This window comes from Serratia sp. NFX21 (genome assembly GCF_048517035.1).
Lineage (GTDB): Bacteria > Pseudomonadota > Gammaproteobacteria > Enterobacterales > Enterobacteriaceae > Serratia > Serratia quinivorans.
On record NZ_CP183196.1, the window covers coordinates 1938355 to 1960872 of the forward strand.

Below are 22518 nucleotides of genomic sequence, written 5' to 3' on the forward strand. Positions count from 1 at the left end.
CTATGTTGCAAGTGAATGAACTGAATCAATATTACGGTGGCAGCCACATTTTGCGCGGCCTGTCGTTTGAAGCTCATATCGGCGAAGTGACCTGTCTGTTGGGGCGCAACGGCGTGGGGAAAACCACGTTGCTCAAATGCCTGATGGGGCTGATCCCGGCCAAAAGCGGCGGCATCAGTTGGCAGGGGGAAAGCCTTAACGGCAGAAAACCACACCAACGGGTGCAGGCCGGGGTGGCCTATGTGCCGCAGGGGCGTGAGATCTTTGGTCGCCTGACGGTGGAAGAAAATCTGCTGATGGGGCTGGCACGTTTTTCCGGCAGCCAGGCGCGCAAGGTACCGGCTCATATCTATGAACTGTTCCCGGTGCTGTTGCAGATGAAAGATCGGCGCGGCGGCGATCTCTCCGGTGGGCAACAACAGCAGTTGGCGATTGGGCGTGCGCTGGCCTGCCGACCGCAGCTGTTGATCCTTGATGAGCCGACGGAGGGGATCCAGCCTTCGGTGATCAAAGAGATCGGTGCAGTGATTAAACAGTTGGCGGCCCAGGGGGATATGGCGATCCTGCTGGTGGAACAGTTTTATGATTTTGCCGCCGAGCTGGCGGACCGCTATCTGGTGATGTCGCGCGGCAGTATCGTCCAGCGCGGTGCAGGCAGCGCGATGGAGCAAGACGGCGTGCGCGGGCTGGTGGCGATATAAGGTTCAAGGCTGGGCAGTGAAAGGGCAATGATTCTCAGAACACTTTGTTGGGTGGAACGGTAGTGGCCGTTTAGCTACCCTGAGTTAAACTGCTGCAATACAAGGAATCCAGGGTTTTACATCACCATAAATTAGGGATAATTATGAACGAAATCACTATGTCACGTCTGGGTTGTATCGTCCTGTCACTGTTCCCGGCTCTTTGGGGGATCTTCAGTCTGCTGAACAATACCGCCGATTTTTCCGGGACTGCCCAACATGCCGTGGCCCCGCTGCTGGCCATGCAGGATACCTATCAGGTTCCTGGATTAATGTGGCGTGCTATCAGCGTTGAATGGGCCGGGCAGGTTGGGCTGGCGATGATCACTTTGCTGGAGTCTGTGGCCGGCATCGCCGCGGCCTTTGGCGTGGTGCTGATGTTGAAACATCTGGGCCATTCTTACGCGGCTTTTGCCAGGGGGAAAGCCTGGGCCATGCTGGGCGCGCTCTGTGCGATCGCGGTGTGGGGCCTCGGTTTTATGGTAGTCGCAGGCGACTGGTTTATGGCCTGGCAGGCAAAGGAACACCCGCTGGCGGTGCAACTGGGTGCGATGCTGTACATGGTGCCCAATACGCTGGCGCTGATATTTCTGATGCTGCAACGCGACGTCCGCTAACCGATAAAGCCGCAGGATTTTTTAATAAAACTGCGGCGTCATGTGAAAAATGTGGTGGTGATCTACGCCGAAAATCGCAGCTTCAATAACCTGTTTGCCAATTTCCCTGGGGTAGTAAAAGCGATGGCGGCGCGCAGCCAAAAACCGCTAGGGGATCTGACCGGCGCGCTGGAGTTTCCGGGCTAGCGGTTACAGCGGTTTTGACATATACCAGATGCCGATGGAACCCTGGGCGCTGGTGTAGCAGGTTTCACCGCAAATACTCAGCCCCTGGCGCTGGTAAAAACGCTGGGCGCTGGTATTGCGCTGCAACACCTCCAGCCACAGCGTTTGTTGCTTACGTTCGATCGCCCGTTGCTGTACGTGTTCAAAAAAGTGCTGGCCATAACCTCGGCCGGCATATTCCGGCAGGAAATAGATTTTCTGCAGTTCGGCACCGGTTGTTTGAGTCGGCGCCAGCAGGCTGTTGAAATTCAGCCGTGCGTAGCCCACCAAATTGTCATTTTCATAAGCCAGTAGCCAGCACACGTCCGCGTCCCGCAGCGTCTGTTCCAATGCCTCAACCGCAAAATCTTGCGCCAGAAAAGCGTCCAACTCCTCTTTATGGTGCCAAAGTTCGCCAAAATGGGCCTGATAGCTGCGAATACCCACATCACGAACCTGCGCTAAATCACCGCTCAAAGCCTGGCGGATACTGAACATAGGGACCTCTTGGTAAGAAATGAGAAACGGCGGCCAACCTGAAAGGGAACCACCACTGGTGAAGATTTAGACAACCCAATGCATACGAGATATACTCAATATACGCAATATCTGCATGCCGGAGGAAGTATGACACTCAAACAGCAAACCCATCGTCGTCAGGGACATCGTACTGTTATGCAAATGCTTACTGCCGATCAGCTGCAACAGCTTAAGCCAAGTAAGCCTTCGGCGCGATTTTTGGTGATTGAAATTGATCCCGATGCTCATACCACCGATTCGGATCGTAACAATGACGCCGGCAATAGCGCCCTGAGAAAAAAGCTTACCGACATGATCAATGATCCTGCAGTAGATCCCAAAGCGGCGATGCAAATGCTGGAGATTGCCTGGGATAGGGTCGCCAAGTCTGCAACAGGGAAGATACCGGCGGCCCGAGTGGATGTCGATAACGCTATGCCTGCCGCCAGTATCTTTGCCGGTTTTCCCGAGTTTCAGGCCCGCAATGAAGAAAGGAAACAGGACCTTCGCCAGTACCTTCTGGCAGATGCCAACTGGCTGACATCAACCGAACTCTCTGACCGGGCAGGTTTTAAAAATCGCAACCGTAGCGCAGGCCCAAACGGTTGGAAGCAACGCGGGAAGATTTTTGCGATCAACGTTGAGGGGCACGACCGCTATCCGGCTTATGCATTGGATGAGGCTTACCAGCCGCTAAAAATCCTCAAAGACATATTGACCGTTTTTGGTGACAGCACCAGCGCCTGGTCGATTGCGAGCTGGATGGGCACGGCCAATAGCTGGTTGGAGGGTAAAAAACCCAAAGATCTGATGAAGCAAGATCCTGCTGCGGTGTTACATGCCGCTCTTATAGAAAAGGCGGGAGCGCAGCATGGATAAAATGGGTATTACCCTGCTGGAAGATGATTAATGTATCGATTCTGCCCATTACGTATTTTTGACCGCAGCAAACCCTCAATCTGCAAGATGTTTCGGCGATTCCCGCCGGAATCCCAGTCCGATAATCCGACCAAATAAGCGTGGCAGCCAGCGGCTGTTACCGACGCGGGTCATCAGACTGGATCCGCTGCCACCTCGGCGTTTTTTCGGTCTGCGCTGGCTCATTTTTATTTGCAGAAACTGGGTGGCTTTGGTGGGGAAATTACGGCGTTTTTGCACGCGCAACAGGTGCTTGAGCTGCAAACTGTGGCTGCGTAACGGAGGGATAATCACGTTGGCGGTAGCAACCGCATCCTGAATCGCCAGATTCACCCCGACGCCGCCAATCGGCGACATGGCGTGCGCGGCGTCGCCAATGCACAGCACGCCCGGTTTGGCCCATTGATCCAGTCGATCGATACGAATGCTTAATAATTTCACCTGATCCCAACTGAGGATCTCCTGCAGGCGGTGGTCCTGGAAGGGGGCGACCTCGGCGAGATGCAGCAAAAACTTTTCCAGCCCATCCTGTTGGATCGCCTCGAAGCTGCCCTTGTCGACTGAATAGCCACACTGCCAGTATTCGCCCCGGTCGATCATAATGAAGTTTTGTTTTGGCCCGGTGTGACCCATCGACCAGGCTGGATCGCCGGGTTTTTTAGCGATCTTCATCCACAGCACATCGCGCGGCGAACCAAAACTGTGACTGCTGAGTGCCGCCTGTTCGCGTACCACCGAGTTACGTCCGTCAGTGCCGATTACCAGTTGGCAGCGGACGCGGATTGGACCCTCCGGCGTATCTGCCAGCACCCCGCAGACCTGGCCGCGATCGTACAATAACTGGTGTACCTGCGCCGATTTGATCAGGCTGAACGCAGGAAAGGCGGCGGCTTTTTCCGCCAGAAAGTTAAGGAACTCCCACTGCGGCATAAAGGCGATAAATTTGCAGCGCGTCGGCAGGTGGGTGAAGTCGGCAAGCGTAATGTCACGCCCGGCGATTTCGGCATGCAGCGTTTCTGCGCGCTGGTGCGGCAGTGCCAGCAACTCCTCCAGCAGGCCAAGCTGATGCATGATTTCCAACGTTGAAGGGTGAATGGTATCGCCGCGAAAGTCGCGCAGGAAATCGGCGTGCTTTTCCAGCACTATGACCTCTATCCCCGCCCGGGCCAGCAGATAGCCGAGCATCAGCCCGGCGGGGCCGCCGCCAACGATGCAGCAAGCGGTGGTGTAAGGTGTGATCGGTGGCTGTGACATAGCGGTTGGCCTTAAGGATCCGCATCCTGCCGATCCTGATTGAAAACTCAATATTGATAATGATTATCAATATCAAGTCAGGCTGTCAACCCGCGGCGCTGTGTGGTCAAAGGGAGTGGAAAGGTGGCCAATACGGTAACACTGGGCGTTTGGCGCGATCTCTGTCGGTAGTGCTTGCCATAAATCCAGCCGTACTAACTGCCATAAGGTAGGGTCAAACGCAACGATGCTGGCCAGAGCACCGGGAGCCACCCACTGTCGTTGTTGCAGTACGTTCAGATCGCTATAGGGCGCAATCGGCCATGTTTGGCGAGTGGCGCAGGTAGCTTGAGAGAGTCGCAGGCGGTCAAAATGCGTCACCCAGGGCAGCCATTGCCTGACTTGTGGCCAGCCAAAGGCCCGGCTGAGGCCTTTAAAACCTTCACCGATCAGAAAGTCACTCATGCCGGCGCTGCTGTTCCACAGATAAAATGGTGCGTACAGATTTTCCTCGCTGTACTCCCCTTTCTGTGCGTAGAGATAGGCTTTAATCAGCAACTGTGGGGCATTGTCCAGCAGATGGCCGAAACGGCTGATGCGATCCTGAATAATAGCCATATCGTAATCGGCGGGCAGGGTGAAACTGTATTGCATGGCAAGCATGGTGATTCTCCTGAAAGCGATTGACCGGCTGAGCATGACACGCCATCTTTGTGAGTAATATCGGCATTATTTTGACTGATGGTTCTTAAAAACGGGATGGTTAGTATGGGGCGAGTCACCTTCGATCTTGACGATCTGCGCAGTTACGTGACAGGCATTGAGCTGGGCAGTTTCGCTAAAGCGGCAGAGCGGCTGGGGCGATCCACCTCGGCGGTCAGCGCGCATCTGAAAAAGCTGGAACAGCAGGTTGGCAGCCCCATCCTGCGTAAGTCCGGGCGCGGCATGGTAATGACCGAAGCCGGCGAAACGCTGTTGGGCTACGCGCGTCGCTTGCTGGAGCTTAATGATGAGGCCGCGACCGCAGTGCGCGGCTTGGATCTACAGGGCATTGTGCGGTTAGGACTACAGGAGGACTTCGGTGAAACCTTTTTGCCACAGGTCTTGGGCAGTTTTGCCCGAGCGCATCCGCGCGTGCGTATCGAAGCGCGTATTGCCCGTAATGCTGAACTGATCGAGTGGGTGTTGAAAGGACAACTGGATCTGTCGCTGGCGTGGGACGGTGGTATCAGCACGCCGTTTTATCAGGCGCTGGGGCAACGGCAGATGCACTGGATCGCCTCCCCGCATTTTGAACTGGCCTCCTGGCGCCAGGGGGATGAACCTCTGCCGCTGGTGATGTTTGATGCCCCTTGTCTGATGCGCAGCGCCGCGACTCAGGCGCTGGATCGTGCCGGTATTGCCTGGCGTGTCGTCTTCACCAGTCGCAGCCTGAATGGCGTATGGGCGGCGGTCAGCGCCGGATTGGGGGTAACGGTGCGTACCGACGCCGGGTTGCCAGCGGGGCTGTCCCTTTTGCCACCCGACGCTTTGCCGGCGCTAAACCCTTTAGCTGTGGTGCTGCACCGTGCCGAAGAAAACCCCTCGGCGGCGATCCAGCGTCTGGCGCAGATCGTCGCCGATCGGATCAACAGCTAGTCCTGCTCGATCGGCTGCTTACCGCTTAACGCACCCCATTCGGTCCAGGCACCGTCATACAGTTTCACCTGCGGTGCACCGAGTGACAGCAGGCCGAAAGCCAGCACCGCTGCCGTGACACCGGAGCCGCAGCTGGTGATGATGGGTCCGTCGAGACTCACGCCCTTATCGCTGAAGGTTTGCTTCAGTGCTTCCAGCGATTTGAAACGGCCGTTTTCCAGCAGTTCGCCGTAAGGAATATTGATACTGCCGGGAATATGGCCGCGGTGCAGACCGGGGCGCGGTTCTGGTGCTTCGGCGTAAAAACGCGGTGCGGCGCGCGCATCAAGGATTTGCACTTCGCTGTTCAGCGCCTGTTCCACCTGCTGCATATTGACTACCGCGTCCGCATTAAAGCGGGCGTTGAAGGTTTGCGGCGTGCGCTGAGCCGCGCCGGTAGCCAGCGGTTGGCCCAGAGCTGTCCAGCCGTTCAGGCCTTCGTCCAACACATAAACCTGCTGCGCGCCAAAGTTGCGGAAGGTCCACCAACCGCGCGGGGCCGAGAACTGGTTGCCTTCGTCATAAAACACGATGGTCTGTTGTTCGCTGATGCCCAATTTACCCACCGCCGCACTGAATTCCTCTGCCGTCGGCAGCATATGCGGCAACGTGGTGTTTTTATCCGCGACGTCATCGATGTCAAAATACACCGCGCCGGGGATATGGCCGCGTTCAAATTCGGCGAGCATGTCTTTTTTCGGCACCAGGCCGACCGGGGACATCCTGACATCAACCACTACCAGGTTTTCATCGTTGATATGCTGCGCAAGCCATTGCGGAGTAACCAGAAACGGAGAGTTCATCGTTATTATTCGCCTGTGGTGAAAACGGTTTTTCACTATACCTTAAATAATTGGCGTTGCCTCGGCGTTCAGGGGGGCGACAATGGCGGCCAAAGCCCGATGTGCAGCTTCATCGATTGTGCCTTTCGCCTTGGTTGCCACATTCTCCGCCAACAGCGCCTGCAGGCCAACCAACCAGTCATAGATATAAAACGCGGTATTTCTCGCCGGGGTCGGTGCCAGTTTGGTTAACCGTTGCTGGCTACTCCAGTCCACGGCGGGCTGCGGTGGAGGGGTAAATATGGGTTGGCCGTGATTGATTCGGCTGGCGGGGCGTAACCTCGCCTCGCGCTGCTGGAAGCCCAACCAGGTGACGAAATCTCCCAATATCGCTAACGCCTGGCTGACCTGCCTGTCTTCAGCCTGTTCAGGCAGTGCTCCGGCAGACAATGCGCGCTCCAGTGATTCGGCAATTTCCAGGCGGCAGGCAGCGGTGATTAGCGCGTCGACCAGCATCTCCAGATGCTGCTTGCCGACACCCAGCAATGTCAGCAGTTGGTTATTGTCCGGCAGGCTGCGCAGATGGTTTATCCAATCGGCAAATACCCGCTGGGCAAACGAATCATTGTCTTGCCCGATGGCGGCCACGCAGGCCATATCTCCCTCGTCAAACAGATCGATCTCAACATCAAACGCCGGGGCAGCGACCACCGGCGCGGACAAGTTACTGTGTTGGCTATACAACTGGCGCAGGGTATCGCACTGCGGCAGCAGCCACTCGAGCAGTTCACCGTGTATTCCTGCCTGTGCCTGCAATTTGCGCAGTAACTGCTGGGTGCGCTGCTGCGTTAACGGCGTGTCCGCGGCGTGCAGCCAGTTGCCGAGCAGGCTCTCAGTCAGTTCGCGTTGCAGTTCCTGCTGTTGTTCAAGGATGCGATCCTGCTTCAATGTCGGGGACGCCTGCGTCGCCAACCAGGTCACCATGCGCTGGCAGTCGCTTTCATCGATCGCCAGCAGGGTGGCCCAACTTTCGCCCGGTTCGCCGACATAGCGTTGAACGGCGTCGTCGGGGCGCGGTTTCCCTTCCTGACGTGAGTCGAACGCGGTGATTGCCCAGATTAAACCCGGTTTGCGGCGGCTGCGTAGCTCCACGGTTTCCCCTTGGGTTTGTCTGACCCAGTAGGCCAGCGCGTTGCCCGTACGGCCGGCATCTTGTGGCGTAAGGGCCGCATCGCTTACCAATAACAGACTGGCGTGCAGGCCATCGGCAGCGAGAGTCAGCAGATTGGCGCGTTTTGCCTGCTGCATGCGTTGTATCAGCCCAGCACCCGGGCATGGGTTGGCGGCCGGCAGGTCTAGCAGCTCGATGTTGTTCGGTAACCCGAGGTTTCCCCTCGCTGGCAAGGTTGTCGTGACCGAGGCCGCCAACCACGCCAGATCGGCCAGCGCGATCGTTACCTCGACGCCATTTTCTGTCAGCACGGTCAGTTTTTCCCCGGCCGATGCATGGATCGCCTGGGCATGCGCAATCCCCTCATCCTGGCTCAATACCTGGTGGGGAGCATACAGGCGCTCGCAGTGGCCCAGGGCGTGCAGGGTATGCGCCAACTGGCGATAACAACTTGTCAGTGCCGGGTCCTCGCCCCAAAGCGGTGCGAACAGCCTGGCACGGTCGTCAACGCTCAAATAGGGTGCCAGTGAGATGGCATGTGGCCAGAAGTGCCTCGCCAGCGGCGTTTGCCATTTACCGCCCTGATGACCAAGGTGGTCCCACAGCGCCACCATCGCGTTGCTGTCCAGCCCGCCAATAGCCATCGGCTGGCGGAGACGCTCCAGTGCGTGCGAATGTGCGGCCATGGCACCGGCATTCCAATCCGGACGAAAACCGCCCATCAATGCGCTGCCGATCATCATGGCAACCAACTGCGCCTCATCCAGCAGGGAAACGGCAACAGGGTAAGACGGAGGATTTTGGGTGTCACAACAGCTGTAGCGTACCGCCAGCGTGGCATCTTCGCTCAATAGCCTGGCACCGGGTGCCAGTGCGGCCAACAAGTGGGCCTTGGCCGCGGCGTTATGACCATAGAGGCCGATGGCCAGAGGCTGATGCATGGCGCTGTCCAACTGCCTGGCCCGGTTATAGCTGCGGCGCAGACGGACAGTCAGGTTATCGGCTTCCCGGTTTAGCCGAGTGGACTGCTGCCGGGTGGCCGCCACCCAATCAATCGCCTGCGCAATGCTGTTTCCAAGGCTGTTTATCGGCTCGGGCCGGTCGGAGGTGATAGGTTTCATTGCTGATAAATGCTCCCGCTGTCAATCCAATAATGGGTTGCGCCAGAGGCGCTGGCAGCCAAGGTATTGAGTTTTAGTTGCAGGCTATCTGCGGGCACCGGCGTGCCGTCGGCCAGGCGGGCTTCGGCAATGCTGACGCCTTCGGCTCCTTGCTCATCATTGCCGGTGATGACCAAACGCAGGCTGATGACCGCATCGCCAGCCAGTTTGCGCGCCAGAGCGGCATCGGTAATAGTCAGGGTGTAGAGCGGCGATGCCGGCCAGCGCGGGTTATCCAACTGACGGAATCCCAGACGCAGCGGGCCACGTAGCTGGAAATAGCTGTCGGGATCCAGCGCAAAGTCTGCGCAGTCCAGATCGATATCGCGATAGTAGACATTATCGTCTGCCAGCATGTTATTGCTGTCCAGCATGCCCAGATGACGAATCGTGGAATAGGGTTGGAAGTCGCCGACGTTAAAATAAAAGCTCTCCAGCCGCAGGTCGATAGCCAACAGGCACAGCATGGCGCCCACGGCGGCGGTTGACTTGGGATTGTCAATGCGTCCGCCTTGGTTAAACGGGTACCAACTGCGGGTGTGATAACCCTCAAGCGGCAAAATTCGGCTGGCAGGCAAGGGTTGCAGGTGGCGCAACAGCGCCTGAACGCCCGGGAAACAGGCAGGGCGGCCGGTGAGTAACAACACATCGCAGCTATACAACGCCACCACTTCGCACAATAGGCGCAGGCAGTGACTGATGCCGATCCGATCGGACAGGAAAGCGGCATGCACGGCACCCAGCCGGATGACCAGTGGGGTCTGCAGAATGTCGAAGGCGGCGTTGCCGGATCCGCGCTGAACCTCATCGTTGATAAATGCCAGTACCTGCAAGGTGGGCATCTGTGGCAGCAGTTCGCCCAGCGTGGCGGCGATTTCCGCGTGGCTGTCCAGCGGATCGTAATCCTCATAGGCACTAAGCAGCGCACGCCCCGCGGGCATGAAAATCTGCAGCGTGGCCTGCTGGCGCAGGGTGGAAAACCCATCCATACGCCCCTGGTTGCCAAACAGCTTGTCCATGGTCGCCGCTGTGGAGTTGACTCCGGCCTGTTCGAACGCCTGTTGTACGGCGGGCAAGATAAATTGCCCGATGACATCCAGCAAAATGTCGTCGCCGGCGAGCTTAAATCCTTCACGGAACAACAGACGCGGATTGATTTTGATGTTGTTGCCTACGCCATCATCCAGCCGGTATTGAGTAATCGCCAGATCGGTAGTGCCGCCGCCGATATCGATTGAAGCGATACGCAGTGATTTTCCCGGTTGTTCTCCCGGTACTGGCGGTCGGTCCGGCCTGGCCATGGCAGCGAAAAAGGCATCGGTGCGGCCGGCAAAATTGACCTGAGTTTCGTTATACAGATAAACCATCTGGCCGCAGGTGGCTTCGTCCCATTCCATATGCACCAGTGGCACCGGCATACGGGCTTGCTCAGCGCTGAACGGGGCATCCAGCGGGTGCCAGCCCATGGCTTTCCATATCAGGCCAATCGCCTCCTGCATGCGGCGGCGGAAAATTTCACGCTCCGGCTTGGGCATCGCCGAAGGCAAAGTCAGGATGATGGTACGCAGACGCCGTGGGGCCGCAGTGTTCGGCATCCAGGTGCGTTGGGCTGCGCTGTTGATTTGCATCAATGCCTGCGCCAGCAGCTCGGTCAGCATCAGGGCCATGACCGCGCTACGGCTATAGTGGGCGGCAAAAACCGGCAACCGCTCTTCTACCGGCAGCGCAGACAGGGGGACACCCTCGTCGTTGAGCAGTGAGCTTAATGGCGCGGCGGCAGCCATGGGTTCTTGTTGGCTGTTAAAACGCCAGCCGGGCGCATAGCGTTCTTCGTCCCACAGGTAACGGCGTGGGCTGGAAATGCCGGTGGTGCCTTCGGTACCTTCCCGCCGCAGCGCCAGTTGCGCGGCTTCCCGACCCACGCGGACGAAGGAAGGCCAGACAAAGGCATCATCACGCCCGCTTTGGTATGAGAGGTGGGGTTTGCCAAATGACGCCTGGGCAAACTCTACCCGGCTTTCAAACAACTCGTTGTAAACGCAATGCGGCGCAGACAGCGAACGTAACTGCAGTTCATTAGTCTGTTTCAGGCCATTATTTTCTTGCGGATGATCTTCGACCATCACCCCGCAGGTGTGCGAATTGCCGACATCCAAAATCAGATCTACGTTGATCGCGGGTTGTTGCGGCGTCTCCCCGATGATTTTTATCTGCGGCAGCGTTAATTGGCTGCCGAGCAGGTTCAACAGGTTGAGGTAGTGCGCCTGATATTCGAAGGTTTTCAACCCGGCGTTTATTTCCATTTCGCTGCGTAGTTCCAGGCTGCTCGCGGATTGGCTAAAGACTTCACGTAGCCAACTGTCTACCCAGGTCAGATCAAGAAACTCGCCCAGCTCATGGTTTTGATGGCCCAGCGAGAAGCCTATCCCGGTATTGATATCGCTTTCGCCTGGGGCGAGTGCCTCCTGGCCTGCGGCGGCGAGCTGGGTATCAAAGGCCAGGACCACCCGCAGCAGGTTGCCGTCCTGGTCGGGGCTATCGAGTAACAGCGTCTGCATGCGGGCCCAGTTATCCGGCCCTGATAAAAATACCCCTGATGAAGTACAACGAAAGAAAGGTAGCGGCAGCCAGGTTTTATTCAGCAGTTGCAGCGATTGTTGCAGAGAATGGCTGAACTCCGGGCGAACCACTTCAGCACTCTGCCCCGGTTGGGTGGGCAACAGGTATTTGCCACTGTCGGCATCCCATTGCAGGCGCAGTAGCGGGCCGCTGGCGGTCTGGCGAACAAACTTGCCCGGAAACTCATCATCCAGAACCGGCGTCAGGGCGAAGTCCAAAAATTGAATGCCACTATCCTGAACCAGCGTCATGCTGCGTGGGTAATCGGTTAGGGGGGCCAGCATTATTTACTCTCGCGCTTTAACATCATGGGATAGAGGGTATCTGTATCGTAGCGGCCGCTGCATGTTGCCGGGCCGGTTTCATTTTGCGTACAGGTAATTTCCGGCATTTGGTAGCGGCTGCCGTCGCTGCAGCGTGCTTTGGTGCGACTGTTAATCACCAGATTGCCGGACTGCATCAGCCCGGCTTCGATCGGCACCCGGCAGGTGATGCCATCACCGTAAGTAATGCTTGCAGTGCCTTTGCCTTCCTTGATGCGGTATTGCAGGCTGGGACGTTTACCGGTTGGCAGATCTTTGAGTGCCACAGTGGCACGCCATTTACCGTTCAGAAAACGAACTGAACCGGCTTTGACCGAGTCGGCGGGTAGCACCAGCGCATGTTTGTCCGCCGGCGGCATGACAATGGGGAGCGGAGCGGGTGGCATCAGCGTCGCCGGTGCTAACGGCAGTTGCAGTTTGAATGCGGGTGCTACAGCGCGTTGCGCCGACGCCGGTGGCGGTGCGACAACAGGCTCAGCAAGTGGGGCGCTTGGGCGGCTCAGCCAGGTAACCAGCAGGGCAATCAGCATCAGCACAGGCAACATCCAGCGATAGCGGCGCCATTGGCGAGGTGCTTGCACCGGCGTAGTTGCAGCAGGCGGCTTAATCACCGGCTCTGGTACGGGTTTAGCTGTAGGAATAACCGCCGGACGCGGCGCGGTAGCGATAGGCGTCGGTTTTTCTTCTTCGGCCGGGCGCAGGCATGCCAGCGGGTCATCCTGACACTGAGCCGACGGCTTGATAAAGCCCCAGAAGGTCAATACCGGTTTGCCATCGACCAGATAAATATGGTTTGGGTCAGGGATTTGCATTGCCCTGGCCAGCAATGCGCCAAACAGACGGTGGCTGGGGTGTGGGTTGGCCTGCGTCTGTGCGACCAGATCACGAAATGTCGCCAGACTTTGTTCCAGCAACTGTAAGGCCTGCGCGCGTTGGGCATCACTCGCTGCCAGCCAGGAGGTCACTTTCCCAGGGAAAGGGGAATACCAGTCAATGCGGGTACCCGTTTCGTTCGGCTGCGGGACAGCCAGGCAGTCGGCGGCCTGTTGCTGTTGGCGAATGCGCAATGTTTCTCGCAATTGCAGTGCGCAGGCGTAAAGCGGTTGCCCATTTTCGCCCAATGCAAGCACATCATCTAAACTGCCACTGCGTAAAAAGGGTTTCACCACGGCAAAAAACCTTGTCCTGTTCGGCTAAACAAATAATCGGCCATGGTAACCCGTGACCAGGAGAGTCAAACGGGTAAGGACAGGTGTAAAATGCCGTTCTTTAAGAGGTTCAAGATGTCACAAATTGATGACTCATACTTTGGCGGCGCGAAAATCGCGCTGTTGTGCGGTAACCACTTGCTGACCTACCAGCGTGATGACAAGGCGGATATTCCCTGGCCGGGCTGCTGGGATTTGCCGGGAGGCGGGCGCGAAGGGGATGAGACGCCGCTGCAATGCGTGCAGCGGGAAACGCTGGAAGAGTTCGGTTTGCAGATTGACGCACAGCAGGTGAGTTTACGGCAGCGTTACGAAGGGATTTTCCCCGGCTACCCGCCGACCTGGTTTATGCTGGGCCACATCACGCCGGAGCAGATAGCCGCCATTTGCTTTGGCGAAGAAGGGCAGCGTTGGCAGATGATGGCCATCGAGCGCTTTATTCAGCATCCGCAGGGCATTTCGCACCTGCAGCAACGGTTGGCGCAGCATCTGCAGCGCTAGGTCTGTTCCACCGCTTCAATCCGGGCGATCAGCGCGTCGATCTGACGGTCGGAAAACACTTCAATGCCATTCTGGCGCAGCAGTTCGGCGGTGACGCCGCTGCCGGGCTTGGTTTGACCGCTGAAAGAGCCGTCGTAGATAAACTGGCTGCCGCAGGATGGGCTGCCGTCGGTGAGCAGCGCAAAGCGGCAGTCGTGCCGTTGTGCGGTCTCCAGCGCTAGGTGGGCGCCGAGCAGATAGCCGGCGGTGACGTCACCGCCGCTGACTTCAATCACTCTTGCCCGTTGAGCCAGTACCGTGGCGCCTTCAGCGGCTGGCGTGATTTCTGCCGAGGGACGTGGGGTGGAAAAACCGGCGGCCAGCTCCGGGCAGCAAACCACCAGACGGCCTTCGCGCTGCCAGCGCAGCAACGTGGCGTTGAGCAAAGGTTTGTCGGAAGCGTTGTAGCGAACTTTAAAACCGGCCAGGCAGGCGCTGAATAAAATCTTTGACGGCATGAAGTCTGTCTCTGTCACAGTGGCGAAAGCGTGGGGCAGGCGGCCCACGCGCGCGGCTTTAACATAGCAGAATCATCCCGCCGATGGCAGCGCCAGACGATTAAAGGCTGCGGGTCACGCAGGCATTCGCGCAGCGCGCCCTGGCCAACCATACCGCGGGCGCCCAATATAATGACTTTCATGCTCTGTTCTCCCTGGGGCCGGTAAGGCGTTGGTTGCGCCAGCGGTTTGGCGTTTGCGCTTCCCACTGCATAAAGGCGCGGCTGAACGAATTCAATTCTTCAAATCCGAGTACGAAGGCGATCTCCCCCAGCTCCAGACTGGTTTCTGCCAGCAGTTGGCAGGCGGTACGGTGGCGGGTTTTATCCAGCAATTGCTGGTAGCTGTAGCCATGCTGTTGCAAGCGACGCTGCAGGGTGCGCGGGCTGACATACAGCTCGGCGGCCACGCTGTTAACGCTCGGGCGCTGGCCGCGCATGCTGCGGCCCAGGATCGCCATCACCTGGTTCGGCAGACTGTCGCCCTGCAATGATCTGGCCAGTTCGACTTCCAGCCCCGGCAACAGCACCGTCAGCATGTCCTGATTGTAGGTGATAAAGGGTTGGTGCATCAGCGCACGGTCAAACACCAGCACATCCAGCGGGGCATTGAAATGCACCGGGCAACCGAAGTAGTGCGGCAGCGGTGAGGAGGGATCCGGCCGCCGGGTCAGTTCGATAGCCCGTGGGTGTATCGCCTGACCGGTGCCACGGCGGCACAGGGTAATAATCGAGGCAAACATGGCATCAATCAGCAATTCCGGCGCATGGCTTTTGGCCATGGTCCAGCGGGTGTACAGGCGGATACTGTCGCCATCCTCTACCAGCATCAGTTCCTCCGGACACAGCAGACGTTTGTACCGGGCAACCTTTTGCAATGCGTCGCCGAGGGTGGCGGAGTGCAGCGCAGCGACCGAAGCAATATCATAATGCTCTGATGGCACCTCGCCGCCCAGACGCAGGCCGAAGCTGGTGTCGCTCACCTGGGCGAGGGCACGCCAGATATCGAAAAACTGCCGGGTGGACAGCTTGACCTTCTCATGTCGCTCGCTGAGTAACCCTTCAGGCAAGCCGGCCAACTGGCCGACCCGTTCGATATCCACACCCAGCGTCCTCAGACGGGCCGACAGGGCGCTGGGCAGGGCTATCTGATCGCTGCTCATTGTTACTCCTTATGATTTACCGGTTATCGACGAGCCAGCCCAGACCGCGTGAACTGCCAGTGATTAACCACACCTGAGATTGCGACATAAAACCTTCCTTACCTGCTCATGGGGTGAGGTCTCACTCTAGAAGGTTAGACGCTGTGCGGATAATCCGATCCCGCCAACTGTTAATCCGATTGCGCCAATGTGTTTTCGAACGTCAGCATTAACTGTTGGATGGTTGCGCCGACCCGCAATACCGCTTGTTCAATCTCGGGCATCAGTTTAGGTGCATAGGCATAATTGATGCGCAGACAGTTACGGTACTTGCCGGAGGCGGAAAAAATACTGCCGACCGCGATCTGTACACCCTGCTTCTCCAGATGACGGTTCAGCCGCAGGGTATCGAACTCTTCATCCAGCTCAATCCACAGCATAAAGCCGCCGCGGGGTTGGCTGACGCGGGTACCGGGCGGAAAATATTTCATAATCCAACCGGTCATCACGTCGCGGTTTTGTTGGTAGCGGGAACGCATACGCCGCAGGTGTTGCAGGTAGTGGCCGTGACGAATAAATTCGGCAATCGCCAGCTGCGGCTGGGTAGCCGTGGAGCCGGTACCGATATATTTCATGTGCAGCACGCGCTCCAGATAGCGCCCGGGGGCGATCCAGCCGATGCGCAGACCGGGGGCCAGCGTTTTTGAAAAGGAGCTGCACAGCAGCACCCGGCCATCTTCGTCGAAGGATTTTATGGTGCGTGGGCGAGGATATTGATAGGCGATATCCCCATACACGTCATCTTCAATGATCGTCACGTCAAAGCGCTGTGCCAGCGTCAGCAAACGCTTTTTGCGCGCCTCCGGCATGATGTAACCCAGCGGGTTATTGCAGTTGGGGGTTAACAGGATGGTTTTGACCGGCCACTGTTCCAGCGCCAATTCCAGCGCCTCCAGGCTGATGCCGGTCAGCGGATCTGTGGGGATCTCCAGCGCTCTCATGCCCAAGCCTTTCAAGGTCTGCATGGTGCCGTGAAAACAGGGGGAGTCAACCGCCACAATATCCCCTGGTTGGCATACGGCGCGCAGCCCGGCGGACAGCGCTTCGTGACAACCGGTGGTGATCACCAACTGGTCGGCATCAATCTGGCAACCGGAATCCAGCAGCAGGCGGGCGATTTGCTCACGCAACCCCAGCACGCCCTGAATGCTGTCGTAGTGCAGGCTACGCAGGTCGCCGTGGCGGCCCGTGTGCCCCAGCGCTTTCATCAGGGGTTTCAGCGTGGGTTCACTGATATCCGGCATGCCTCGGCCCAGTTGAATCAGGTCTTCGCGCGGCTTGTTGCGGATCAGCTCCAGTACCTGCTCCCACTGCGAAATATCCACCGGTCGCTGCACCGGGCGGGTCACGGTGGGCAGTTCGGCCAAAGTCCGCCGCGTCTGCACAAAATAACCCGACTTCGGCCGCGCCTCTACCAGTTGTCCCTCTTCCAGCAGACGGTAAGCCTGCTGCACCGTGCTGATGCTGACGCCGTGCTCCTGGCTTAGCATGCGCACCGAAGGCAGGCGATCGCCTGCCGGATAAAGCCCCTGTTCAATGCGTTGGCTGAGGATCGCGGCCAGCGTGGCGTAGCGTGTCATACAGATGCCTCAAATAAGAGTGAGTGAGGAAAAGACCGGTACAGATGAAGTTAAATTAGACCATTCAGACGGGCGGAGACAGTTTTTGTATGGAAAAAATACTGCCGGCTTGAATCTGTATTGTTTTTCGCCTGTGCAGCACCATTGACCTCGAGGTTAAACCGAAGGAGGACCCCTGATGAGCGTTTCTATTGAGAGTGAACCGGCGCAACGGCGAGAGATATTTCCGCTCTGGCGTCAGTACCTGCAGCGTTACCGCACCCGCACGTCTTTGTTGCAGCTGGACGATACTCAATTGGCGGATATTGGCTTGTCACGCGCACAGGCAGTGAAGGAAGGGCGCAAGCCTTTTTGGAGGGCGTAGATGTTGAAATTGTTGGGTAAGGCCTCGTCGATCAATGTACGTAAGGTGCTGTGGACCTGCCATGAGCTGGCATTACCGTTGAACCGCGAAGACTGGGGCAGCGGTTTTCGCTCGACTCAGGAACCGGCGTTTTTGGCGCTCAACCCCAATGGGCTGGTACCGGTACTTATCGACGGTGAGCGGGTGCTGTGGGAGTCCAACACCCTTTGCCGTTATCTGGCGGGGCGGGAAGGGCGGGGCGACCTGTTGCCAGTCGAACCCGGTGCGCGCGCGGCGGTGGAGATGTGGATGGACTGGCAGGCCACCGATCTCAATAACGCCTGGCGTTATGTATTTATGTCGCGAGTGCGGCAAGATCCGGCCTATCAGAATGCTGACAACCTGGCCGCCGCTGAGTGGGAGTGGAACCGGTTGATGGGTCTGCTGGAGCATCACTTGTCGCGTGCCGGTCCCTATGCCGTCGGCGAGGTTTTCACCCTGGCGGATATCGTGCTGGGGCTGTCGCTGAACCGTTGGCTGATGACGCCATTTTCACGTCCGGATTACCCGGCGTTGCATCACTATCTGCAGCGACTTAAGCAGCGGCCGGGTTTCTTGCTGCACGGTGCCAATGGCTTGCCCTGATTTGGAATAAAAAATTCATTTACCCCCGCTGGGTCGGTTGATGCCTGCCTGGCCTTTTATCGTTTCATCCAAGCCTGCAAGCTTTTATGAACGCTATCACGAATATCATCTTTATTTTGTCCCCTACTTGTTATTGAAATTTATATTCCATATAAACATTTATCAGATGGTGTGTTTCATTGTGCGCACTGGCAGGTTATGGGATCGGTAACGGGGAGGGGAGTAATGAAACAGGTACGCGTTGGTTTAATTGGCACCGGCTACATTGGGCGCTGCCACGCTATTGCTTATGCGCAGGCAGCCACGGTATTTCCACTGAAAGGGGAACTGGTGCTGGAAATGCTGGCGGAGGTGACGCCGGAGCTGGCGCAACAGCGCGCGGCAGAATTTGGTTTCTCGCGTTCTACCGGTGACTGGCGTCAACTGGTGGCCGATCCGTCGATAGACGTGGTGGATATCTGCGCCCCCAACTTCCTGCATAAAGAGATGGCGCTGGAGGCGATCCGCCACGGCAAACATGTCTATTCTGAAAAACCGCTGGCGCTGGACGCCAAAGACGCCGCCGAAATGGTGCAGGCTGCCCGCGCCAAAGGCGTCAAAACGCTGGTGGGCTTCAACTATATGAAGAACCCGACCAGCCAGTTGGCGCGTGAAATTATTGCCAATGGCGAGATAGGCGAAGTGGTGCATTTCTACGGTACCCACAACGAGGATTATCTCGCCGACCCGCGTACAGCGATCGACTGGCACTGCCGCAAGGCCACGGCCGGGTTGGGGGCGCTGGGCGATCTGGCGGCGCACATCGTGAATATGGCGCACTATCTGGTGGGGGACATCGTGGCGGTTTCCGGCGATATGCAGACCATCATTAAACAGCGTCCGGATGCGAAAGACCCCACGTTGATGCATCAGGTGGAAAATGAAGATCAGGCCAGTGCGCTGGTTCGCTTTGCCGGTGGGGCGATGGGCACCATCGAAACCTCACGTATTGCCTGTGGGCGCAAAATGGGGCTGACCTACGTGGTCACCGGCACCAAGGGCACGCTGAGTTACACCCAGGAGCGGATGGCGGAACTGAAGCTGTATCGTCACGATGAACCGGCGGAGCGTCAGGGCTTTAAAACCTTGCTGGTAGGGCCAAAGCACCCGGATTATGCCGCTTTTTGTATTAGCGCCGGGCATGGCATCGGTTTTAACGATCAGAAAACGGTAGAGATCCGTGACCTGGTCAACGGCATTGCCGCCGGTGACCCTATGTGGCCAGACTTTGAAGAAGGCTGGAAAGTCTCTTGCGTGCTGGATGCGATTGCCGCTTCCGCCGAACAGCGCCGCTGGCTGGAAATCAATCGCGACTGAGGCGAGGGGCTTTGGTGCCCACAAGTTGAGAACGTCACAATCTATTGACTTGCCAAGCTAGTAACTTAATAACTAAATAAGTTGCTGGCCGGCTGTGGCGTGGACAGCGGGAACCCTACTGTGGGCAGCGGGCTTCATGACGAAGCCCGTTTTACTTAACGCGGCTGGAAGTCTTCTGCATCCACATCGTAGCCCGACGGCTCCCAGCGAATCGACAACAGCGCAATCAGCCCGGCGAGCGGGGCAATGGCAATCACCCAAAAAACGCCGGTACCCAGCGCGGCGGACAGCACCGGGAACAAGAACAGTGACAGGGTCGAACTGGAACGCATCAGCGTTTGGTTGAAGCCGACACCTACCCCACGCAGCGAGGTGGGGTAACTGAGCGAGGCGAAGGTCATACTGTGCGAGCCCGGCCCGAATCCCTGGCCCAGCAGGAACAGCGCCAACATACCGATGGAGACCGCCGCCTCAGTGCCGCTGTCCGGCCGACCAATTAGCGCCAACCCCAACAGCGCCGCCAGTTGAAAAGCGTAACCCAGCACCGTCATCTTCCACGCGCCGTACGTCGGCACCAGTCGCACAGCAATTAGCCCGCCGACAAAGGCGAACAACAGGTTCAGCGCCAGCGATACCAGAATCGTGCTGAGCATCGACTGCGCCAGAAAACTCGATAGGATCACCGGCAACCCGAACGCCACGGCGTTATAGGCGAACGACGAGGCGACGGCGATAACGGTGGCCAGTACCGTGCGCCGCAGATAAACCCCTTGCAGCAGCGTGCCGTAGTTGCGCCATGAGGCACGCCGCGCCTGCATCGGTTTACCCCGTTCGGCATCTTTCGCCACCACGGCGTTGATATTATAGGAACGACGTAAAATGGCAGCAGCGCCGTCGAGGTCGCCCTGATTGGCGGCCCACACTGGAGATTCGCTCATATAGCGACTGCGAATGGCGATGATCACCAGCGCCGGAACGGCTCCGAAGCCGAGGATCAGCCGCCACAGCCAGTCGGTGTGGCTCTCTGGCAGTACCGCATACAGCAGCAACACCAGCAAATAAGAGATACTGATTGCGGCATACCAGGTGGGGCACCACATGGCGATACGTGCTGCTTTATTACCACGACCTGACAGTTTGGAAAATTCAGCCAAAAACGCCATGGCCACCGGTAAATCGATGCCGACTCCCAGCCCCATTACAAAACGCGCGCCGCCCAGCACCCACTCGTTGGGGGCAAAGGCGCAGGCGAAGGCGGCTATCACGAAGAAGAACATGTCGGCCATAAATACCCGGTAACGGCCGATTTTATCGGTCAGGTAGCCGCCAATAAATGCACCGATAATCGCGCCGAAGGTAATGGCAGAGGCGATCAATCCGGTGCCGGTTGGCGACAGATTGAATTCGCGCGCCACATCTTTGATGCCGAAAGCCAGTGCACCCAGATCGTAGGCGTCGAGAAAGACGCCCCCGAGTGCAATCGCTACGACAATGCGGGCATTGTTGCTTTTGGCTGCACCGCCATTGACCAGCGTGGAGACGTCGGCAGCGCTGCGCAGGGTGACGACTTCACCGGTCGGTAAATCAGTATTCCCTGCCGAATTAGCGGCGTCAGAGGCCGCAATATAACTGGACATGATATTTCTACTTAATAAGCAAAAATCGGAGCATAACGGCGGGTAACAGGCGCTCACCAATTCTTTCTGGTTATAAGCATACAACCCAAGGTTGTTGAAAAATCATCATGTTAAGGGCTGTTTAACTATTCATTCAGTGTGGGTTAGTGAAGGAGTCACGTCACTTTTATCATTCAGCCCACCACTGCCTGGGTTGGCGTAAGGGGCGCAGCGTTGAACGGGAAAAACGACAACGGTTTCTCGAACGGAAAACATCGCCGCACCATGCTTTAATTGGGTAACGAATACCTCTTTGCGGCACGGTGTCACCCCAGAACGCGATGAAAAACCGCCGATCCTGAGAAAGTTTCATCGTGGTGTCGCCAGCCGTTGATGCAACTAGCTGATTTTTAACTTTGCTATGCCGCTTTCGTTATTTTGAGCGCTCCTGCCGCTCGCTGATACTGAGGAAAATCTCAAACAGCGAGCCAGAGCATGTCCTCAGCCAAAAGCCACAGCCACTATTTGCATCCTGCCCAACGCCTCTGGATACAGCAGCTTAACCAGCGTTGGTACTGGCGGCTGGAGCTGCCGACCTGGGGCATTATGGCGGCGGTTTACGGCGGCTGGTTTGGCGTGGTGCAGTACTGGCAGACGCTGGGGCCGTGGTTGGGCACGCCATTGCTAATCCTGCTGACCACCTGGTATATGTCGCTGCAACACGAGCTGATCCACGGTCATCCCACGCGCTGGCCGCGGCTCAATCAGTTATTCGGCCTGCTGCCGTTGGCGGTGTGGTATCCCTACGGGCTGTATCGCGATACGCATATTCAGCACCATCGCAATGAACATCTGACCATTCCGCATGAAGATCCCGAAAGCTATTACTTCAGCCAGGCGCAATGGCAGCGTTTCCCTCGGTTGTACCCGTTGTTGGCCAGGGTACGCAATACGCTGAGCGGGCGCGTGCTGTTAGGCCCGGCACTGGATATCGTCGCCACCGGGGTTAATGCGGCCAAAGCGATTGCCGCCGGTGAATTACGCACTCTGACGATGTGGCTGGTGCATTTGCTGCTGCTGGTGGGGGTATTGAGCTGGCTACAACAGCACGGCATTGGCGTGGCATTTTACCTGCTGGCCATCAGCTATCCGGCGTTGGCACTGACCAAGGTGAGATCGTTTTTTGAGCATCGTGCCGTTGAAGCTCCGCAGGCACGTTCTATTATTAATGAGGCGGCCTGGCCGTGGCGGCTGCTGTTTCTTAATCTGAACTATCATTTAGTTCACCATGATCTCCCCGGCTTACCGTGGTACGGTTTACGGCAGGTGTATCTGGCGGAGCGTGATGAATACCGGCAGCGCAGCCAGGGATTTGTGGTGGCAGGCTATGGCCAGTGGGTAAGTGAATACGCGTTTACCCCGGTTGCCGTTGAGGTTCATCCGTTCAATGCCGGCGTGCTGCCAGGGGAAACACAGGGCGAAAATGAAGCCTGGCCGGCAGAGACATTTATTGTGCGATGGAAGCGCACTTCTCAAGATTTTCCAATCGATCTGGCCAAATAGCCGGGA

The 22518-nt window shown here is 57.5% G+C and carries 21 protein-coding genes and 1 pseudogene; 10 read left to right on the plus strand and 12 right to left on the minus strand.

Features of this window, described 5'->3' with window-relative positions; all coding sequences use genetic code 11:
- Nucleotides 1–2 precede the first annotated feature (2 nt).
- The 3 genes from urtE to ACNT1W_RS09215 all read left to right on the plus strand — a co-directional run bounded on the left by urtE (nt 3) and on the right by ACNT1W_RS09215 (nt 1543).
- The gene (gene urtE, locus ACNT1W_RS09205; protein ID WP_115182972.1) at nt 3–701 is read left to right on the plus strand and encodes an urea ABC transporter ATP-binding subunit UrtE; all 699 of its coding nucleotides are present in this window, start codon (nt 3–5) and stop codon (nt 699–701) included.
- 143 nt (nt 702–844) lie between these two features.
- Complete coding sequence (locus tag ACNT1W_RS09210) at nt 845–1357, plus strand: DUF2165 domain-containing protein (protein WP_261130408.1); 513 nt, start codon at nt 845–847, stop codon at nt 1355–1357.
- 42 nt (nt 1358–1399) lie between these two features.
- A complete protein-coding gene (locus ACNT1W_RS09215; protein WP_419246679.1) occupies nt 1400–1543 on the plus strand; it encodes a hypothetical protein in 144 nt (47 codons plus the stop codon).
- Between the two features lie 3 nt (nt 1544–1546).
- Here the strand turns inward: ACNT1W_RS09215 and ACNT1W_RS09220 are convergent, their stop codons facing one another.
- Nucleotides 1547–2059: a GNAT family N-acetyltransferase gene (locus tag ACNT1W_RS09220; RefSeq protein WP_419246680.1), complete on the minus strand. Its 513-nt coding sequence runs from the start codon at nt 2057–2059 to the stop codon at nt 1547–1549.
- A gap of 129 nt (nt 2060–2188) precedes the next feature.
- On the opposite strand from ACNT1W_RS09220, the gene ACNT1W_RS09225 reads away from it, so the two are divergent.
- The gene (locus ACNT1W_RS09225) at nt 2189–2959 is read left to right on the plus strand and encodes an MbcA/ParS/Xre antitoxin family protein (RefSeq protein ID WP_223272861.1); all 771 of its coding nucleotides are present in this window, start codon (nt 2189–2191) and stop codon (nt 2957–2959) included.
- 75 nt (nt 2960–3034) lie between these two features.
- Here ACNT1W_RS09225 and ACNT1W_RS09230 read toward each other — a convergent pair whose 3' ends face one another.
- Nucleotides 3035–4252: an FAD-dependent oxidoreductase gene (locus ACNT1W_RS09230; RefSeq protein ID WP_419246681.1), complete on the minus strand. Its 1218-nt coding sequence runs from the start codon at nt 4250–4252 to the stop codon at nt 3035–3037.
- Between the two features lie 72 nt (nt 4253–4324).
- Complete coding sequence (locus tag ACNT1W_RS09235) at nt 4325–4894, minus strand: DUF4865 family protein (protein WP_017892073.1); 570 nt, start codon at nt 4892–4894, stop codon at nt 4325–4327.
- 105 nt (nt 4895–4999) lie between these two features.
- Here ACNT1W_RS09235 and ACNT1W_RS09240 point away from each other — a divergent pair, with 105 nt between their 5' ends.
- Nucleotides 5000–5869: a LysR substrate-binding domain-containing protein gene (locus ACNT1W_RS09240; protein WP_012005864.1), complete on the plus strand. Its 870-nt coding sequence runs from the start codon at nt 5000–5002 to the stop codon at nt 5867–5869.
- Here the strand turns inward: ACNT1W_RS09240 and sseA are convergent.
- From sseA to ACNT1W_RS09260, 4 genes are read right to left on the minus strand one after another with little or no spacing between them, the layout of a single operon-like run.
- Nucleotides 5866–6711, minus strand: coding sequence for a 3-mercaptopyruvate sulfurtransferase (sseA, locus tag ACNT1W_RS09245; RefSeq protein ID WP_112362663.1), 846 nt, complete (start codon nt 6709–6711; stop codon nt 5866–5868). The genes ACNT1W_RS09240 and sseA overlap by 4 nt on opposite strands.
- A gap of 42 nt (nt 6712–6753) precedes the next feature.
- Nucleotides 6754–8982 carry a virulence factor SrfC family protein gene (locus tag ACNT1W_RS09250; RefSeq protein ID WP_419246682.1) on the minus strand — a complete coding sequence of 743 codons (2229 nt, stop codon included), beginning with the start codon at nt 8980–8982 and terminating at the stop codon, nt 6754–6756.
- A complete protein-coding gene (locus ACNT1W_RS09255) occupies nt 8979–11924 on the minus strand; it encodes a virulence factor SrfB (protein ID WP_419246683.1) in 2946 nt (981 codons plus the stop codon). The genes ACNT1W_RS09250 and ACNT1W_RS09255 overlap by 4 nt, the downstream gene beginning before the upstream one ends.
- A complete protein-coding gene (locus tag ACNT1W_RS09260) occupies nt 11924–13132 on the minus strand; it encodes an SrfA family protein (RefSeq protein ID WP_419246684.1) in 1209 nt (402 codons plus the stop codon). The genes ACNT1W_RS09255 and ACNT1W_RS09260 overlap by 1 nt, the downstream gene beginning before the upstream one ends.
- A gap of 114 nt (nt 13133–13246) precedes the next feature.
- Between ACNT1W_RS09260 and ACNT1W_RS09265 the strand changes: the two genes are divergently transcribed.
- Nucleotides 13247–13672 carry an NUDIX hydrolase gene (locus ACNT1W_RS09265; RefSeq protein ID WP_115182963.1) on the plus strand — a complete coding sequence of 142 codons (426 nt, stop codon included), beginning with the start codon at nt 13247–13249 and terminating at the stop codon, nt 13670–13672.
- Here the strand turns inward: ACNT1W_RS09265 and ACNT1W_RS09270 are convergent.
- The 4 genes and pseudogenes from ACNT1W_RS09270 to ACNT1W_RS09285 form a co-directional block, all read right to left on the minus strand.
- Nucleotides 13669–14169 carry a DUF523 domain-containing protein gene (locus ACNT1W_RS09270; RefSeq protein WP_012005870.1) on the minus strand — a complete coding sequence of 167 codons (501 nt, stop codon included), beginning with the start codon at nt 14167–14169 and terminating at the stop codon, nt 13669–13671. The two genes, ACNT1W_RS09265 and ACNT1W_RS09270, sit on opposite strands and share 4 nt — an antisense overlap.
- 107 nt (nt 14170–14276) lie before the next feature.
- Nucleotides 14277–14351 (minus strand): annotated as a pseudogene (locus tag ACNT1W_RS09275) (epimerase); the annotation flags it as partial.
- On the minus strand, nt 14348–15370 hold the full coding sequence (locus ACNT1W_RS09280) for an AraC family transcriptional regulator (RefSeq protein ID WP_419246685.1): 1023 nt from the start codon (nt 15368–15370) through the stop codon (nt 14348–14350). The pseudogene ACNT1W_RS09275 and the gene ACNT1W_RS09280, both read right to left, overlap by 4 nt.
- A 170-nt stretch (nt 15371–15540) precedes the next feature.
- Nucleotides 15541–16989 carry a PLP-dependent aminotransferase family protein gene (locus tag ACNT1W_RS09285; protein ID WP_012005873.1) on the minus strand — a complete coding sequence of 483 codons (1449 nt, stop codon included), beginning with the start codon at nt 16987–16989 and terminating at the stop codon, nt 15541–15543.
- Nucleotides 16990–17167: 178 nt separating this feature from the next.
- On the opposite strand from ACNT1W_RS09285, the gene ACNT1W_RS09290 reads away from it, so the two are divergent.
- The 3 genes from ACNT1W_RS09290 (at nt 17168) to ACNT1W_RS09300 (ending at nt 19333) form a co-directional block, all read left to right on the plus strand.
- On the plus strand, nt 17168–17353 hold the full coding sequence (locus ACNT1W_RS09290; RefSeq protein WP_419246686.1) for a DUF1127 domain-containing protein: 186 nt from the start codon (nt 17168–17170) through the stop codon (nt 17351–17353).
- On the plus strand, nt 17354–17977 hold the full coding sequence (locus ACNT1W_RS09295) for a glutathione S-transferase family protein (protein ID WP_419246687.1): 624 nt from the start codon (nt 17354–17356) through the stop codon (nt 17975–17977).
- Between the two features lie 225 nt (nt 17978–18202).
- A complete protein-coding gene (locus tag ACNT1W_RS09300; RefSeq protein ID WP_012005875.1) occupies nt 18203–19333 on the plus strand; it encodes a Gfo/Idh/MocA family protein in 1131 nt (376 codons plus the stop codon).
- A 155-nt stretch (nt 19334–19488) separates the two neighbouring features.
- On the opposite strand, the gene ACNT1W_RS09305 is transcribed toward ACNT1W_RS09300, so the two are convergent.
- Nucleotides 19489–20970, minus strand: coding sequence for an MFS transporter (locus ACNT1W_RS09305; RefSeq protein ID WP_012005876.1), 1482 nt, complete (start codon nt 20968–20970; stop codon nt 19489–19491).
- 474 nt (nt 20971–21444) lie between these two features.
- Here ACNT1W_RS09305 and ACNT1W_RS09310 point away from each other — a divergent pair, with 474 nt between their 5' ends.
- On the plus strand, nt 21445–22512 hold the full coding sequence (locus ACNT1W_RS09310) for a fatty acid desaturase (RefSeq protein ID WP_419246688.1): 1068 nt from the start codon (nt 21445–21447) through the stop codon (nt 22510–22512).
- The last annotated feature ends 6 nt before the right edge of the window (nt 22513–22518 follow it).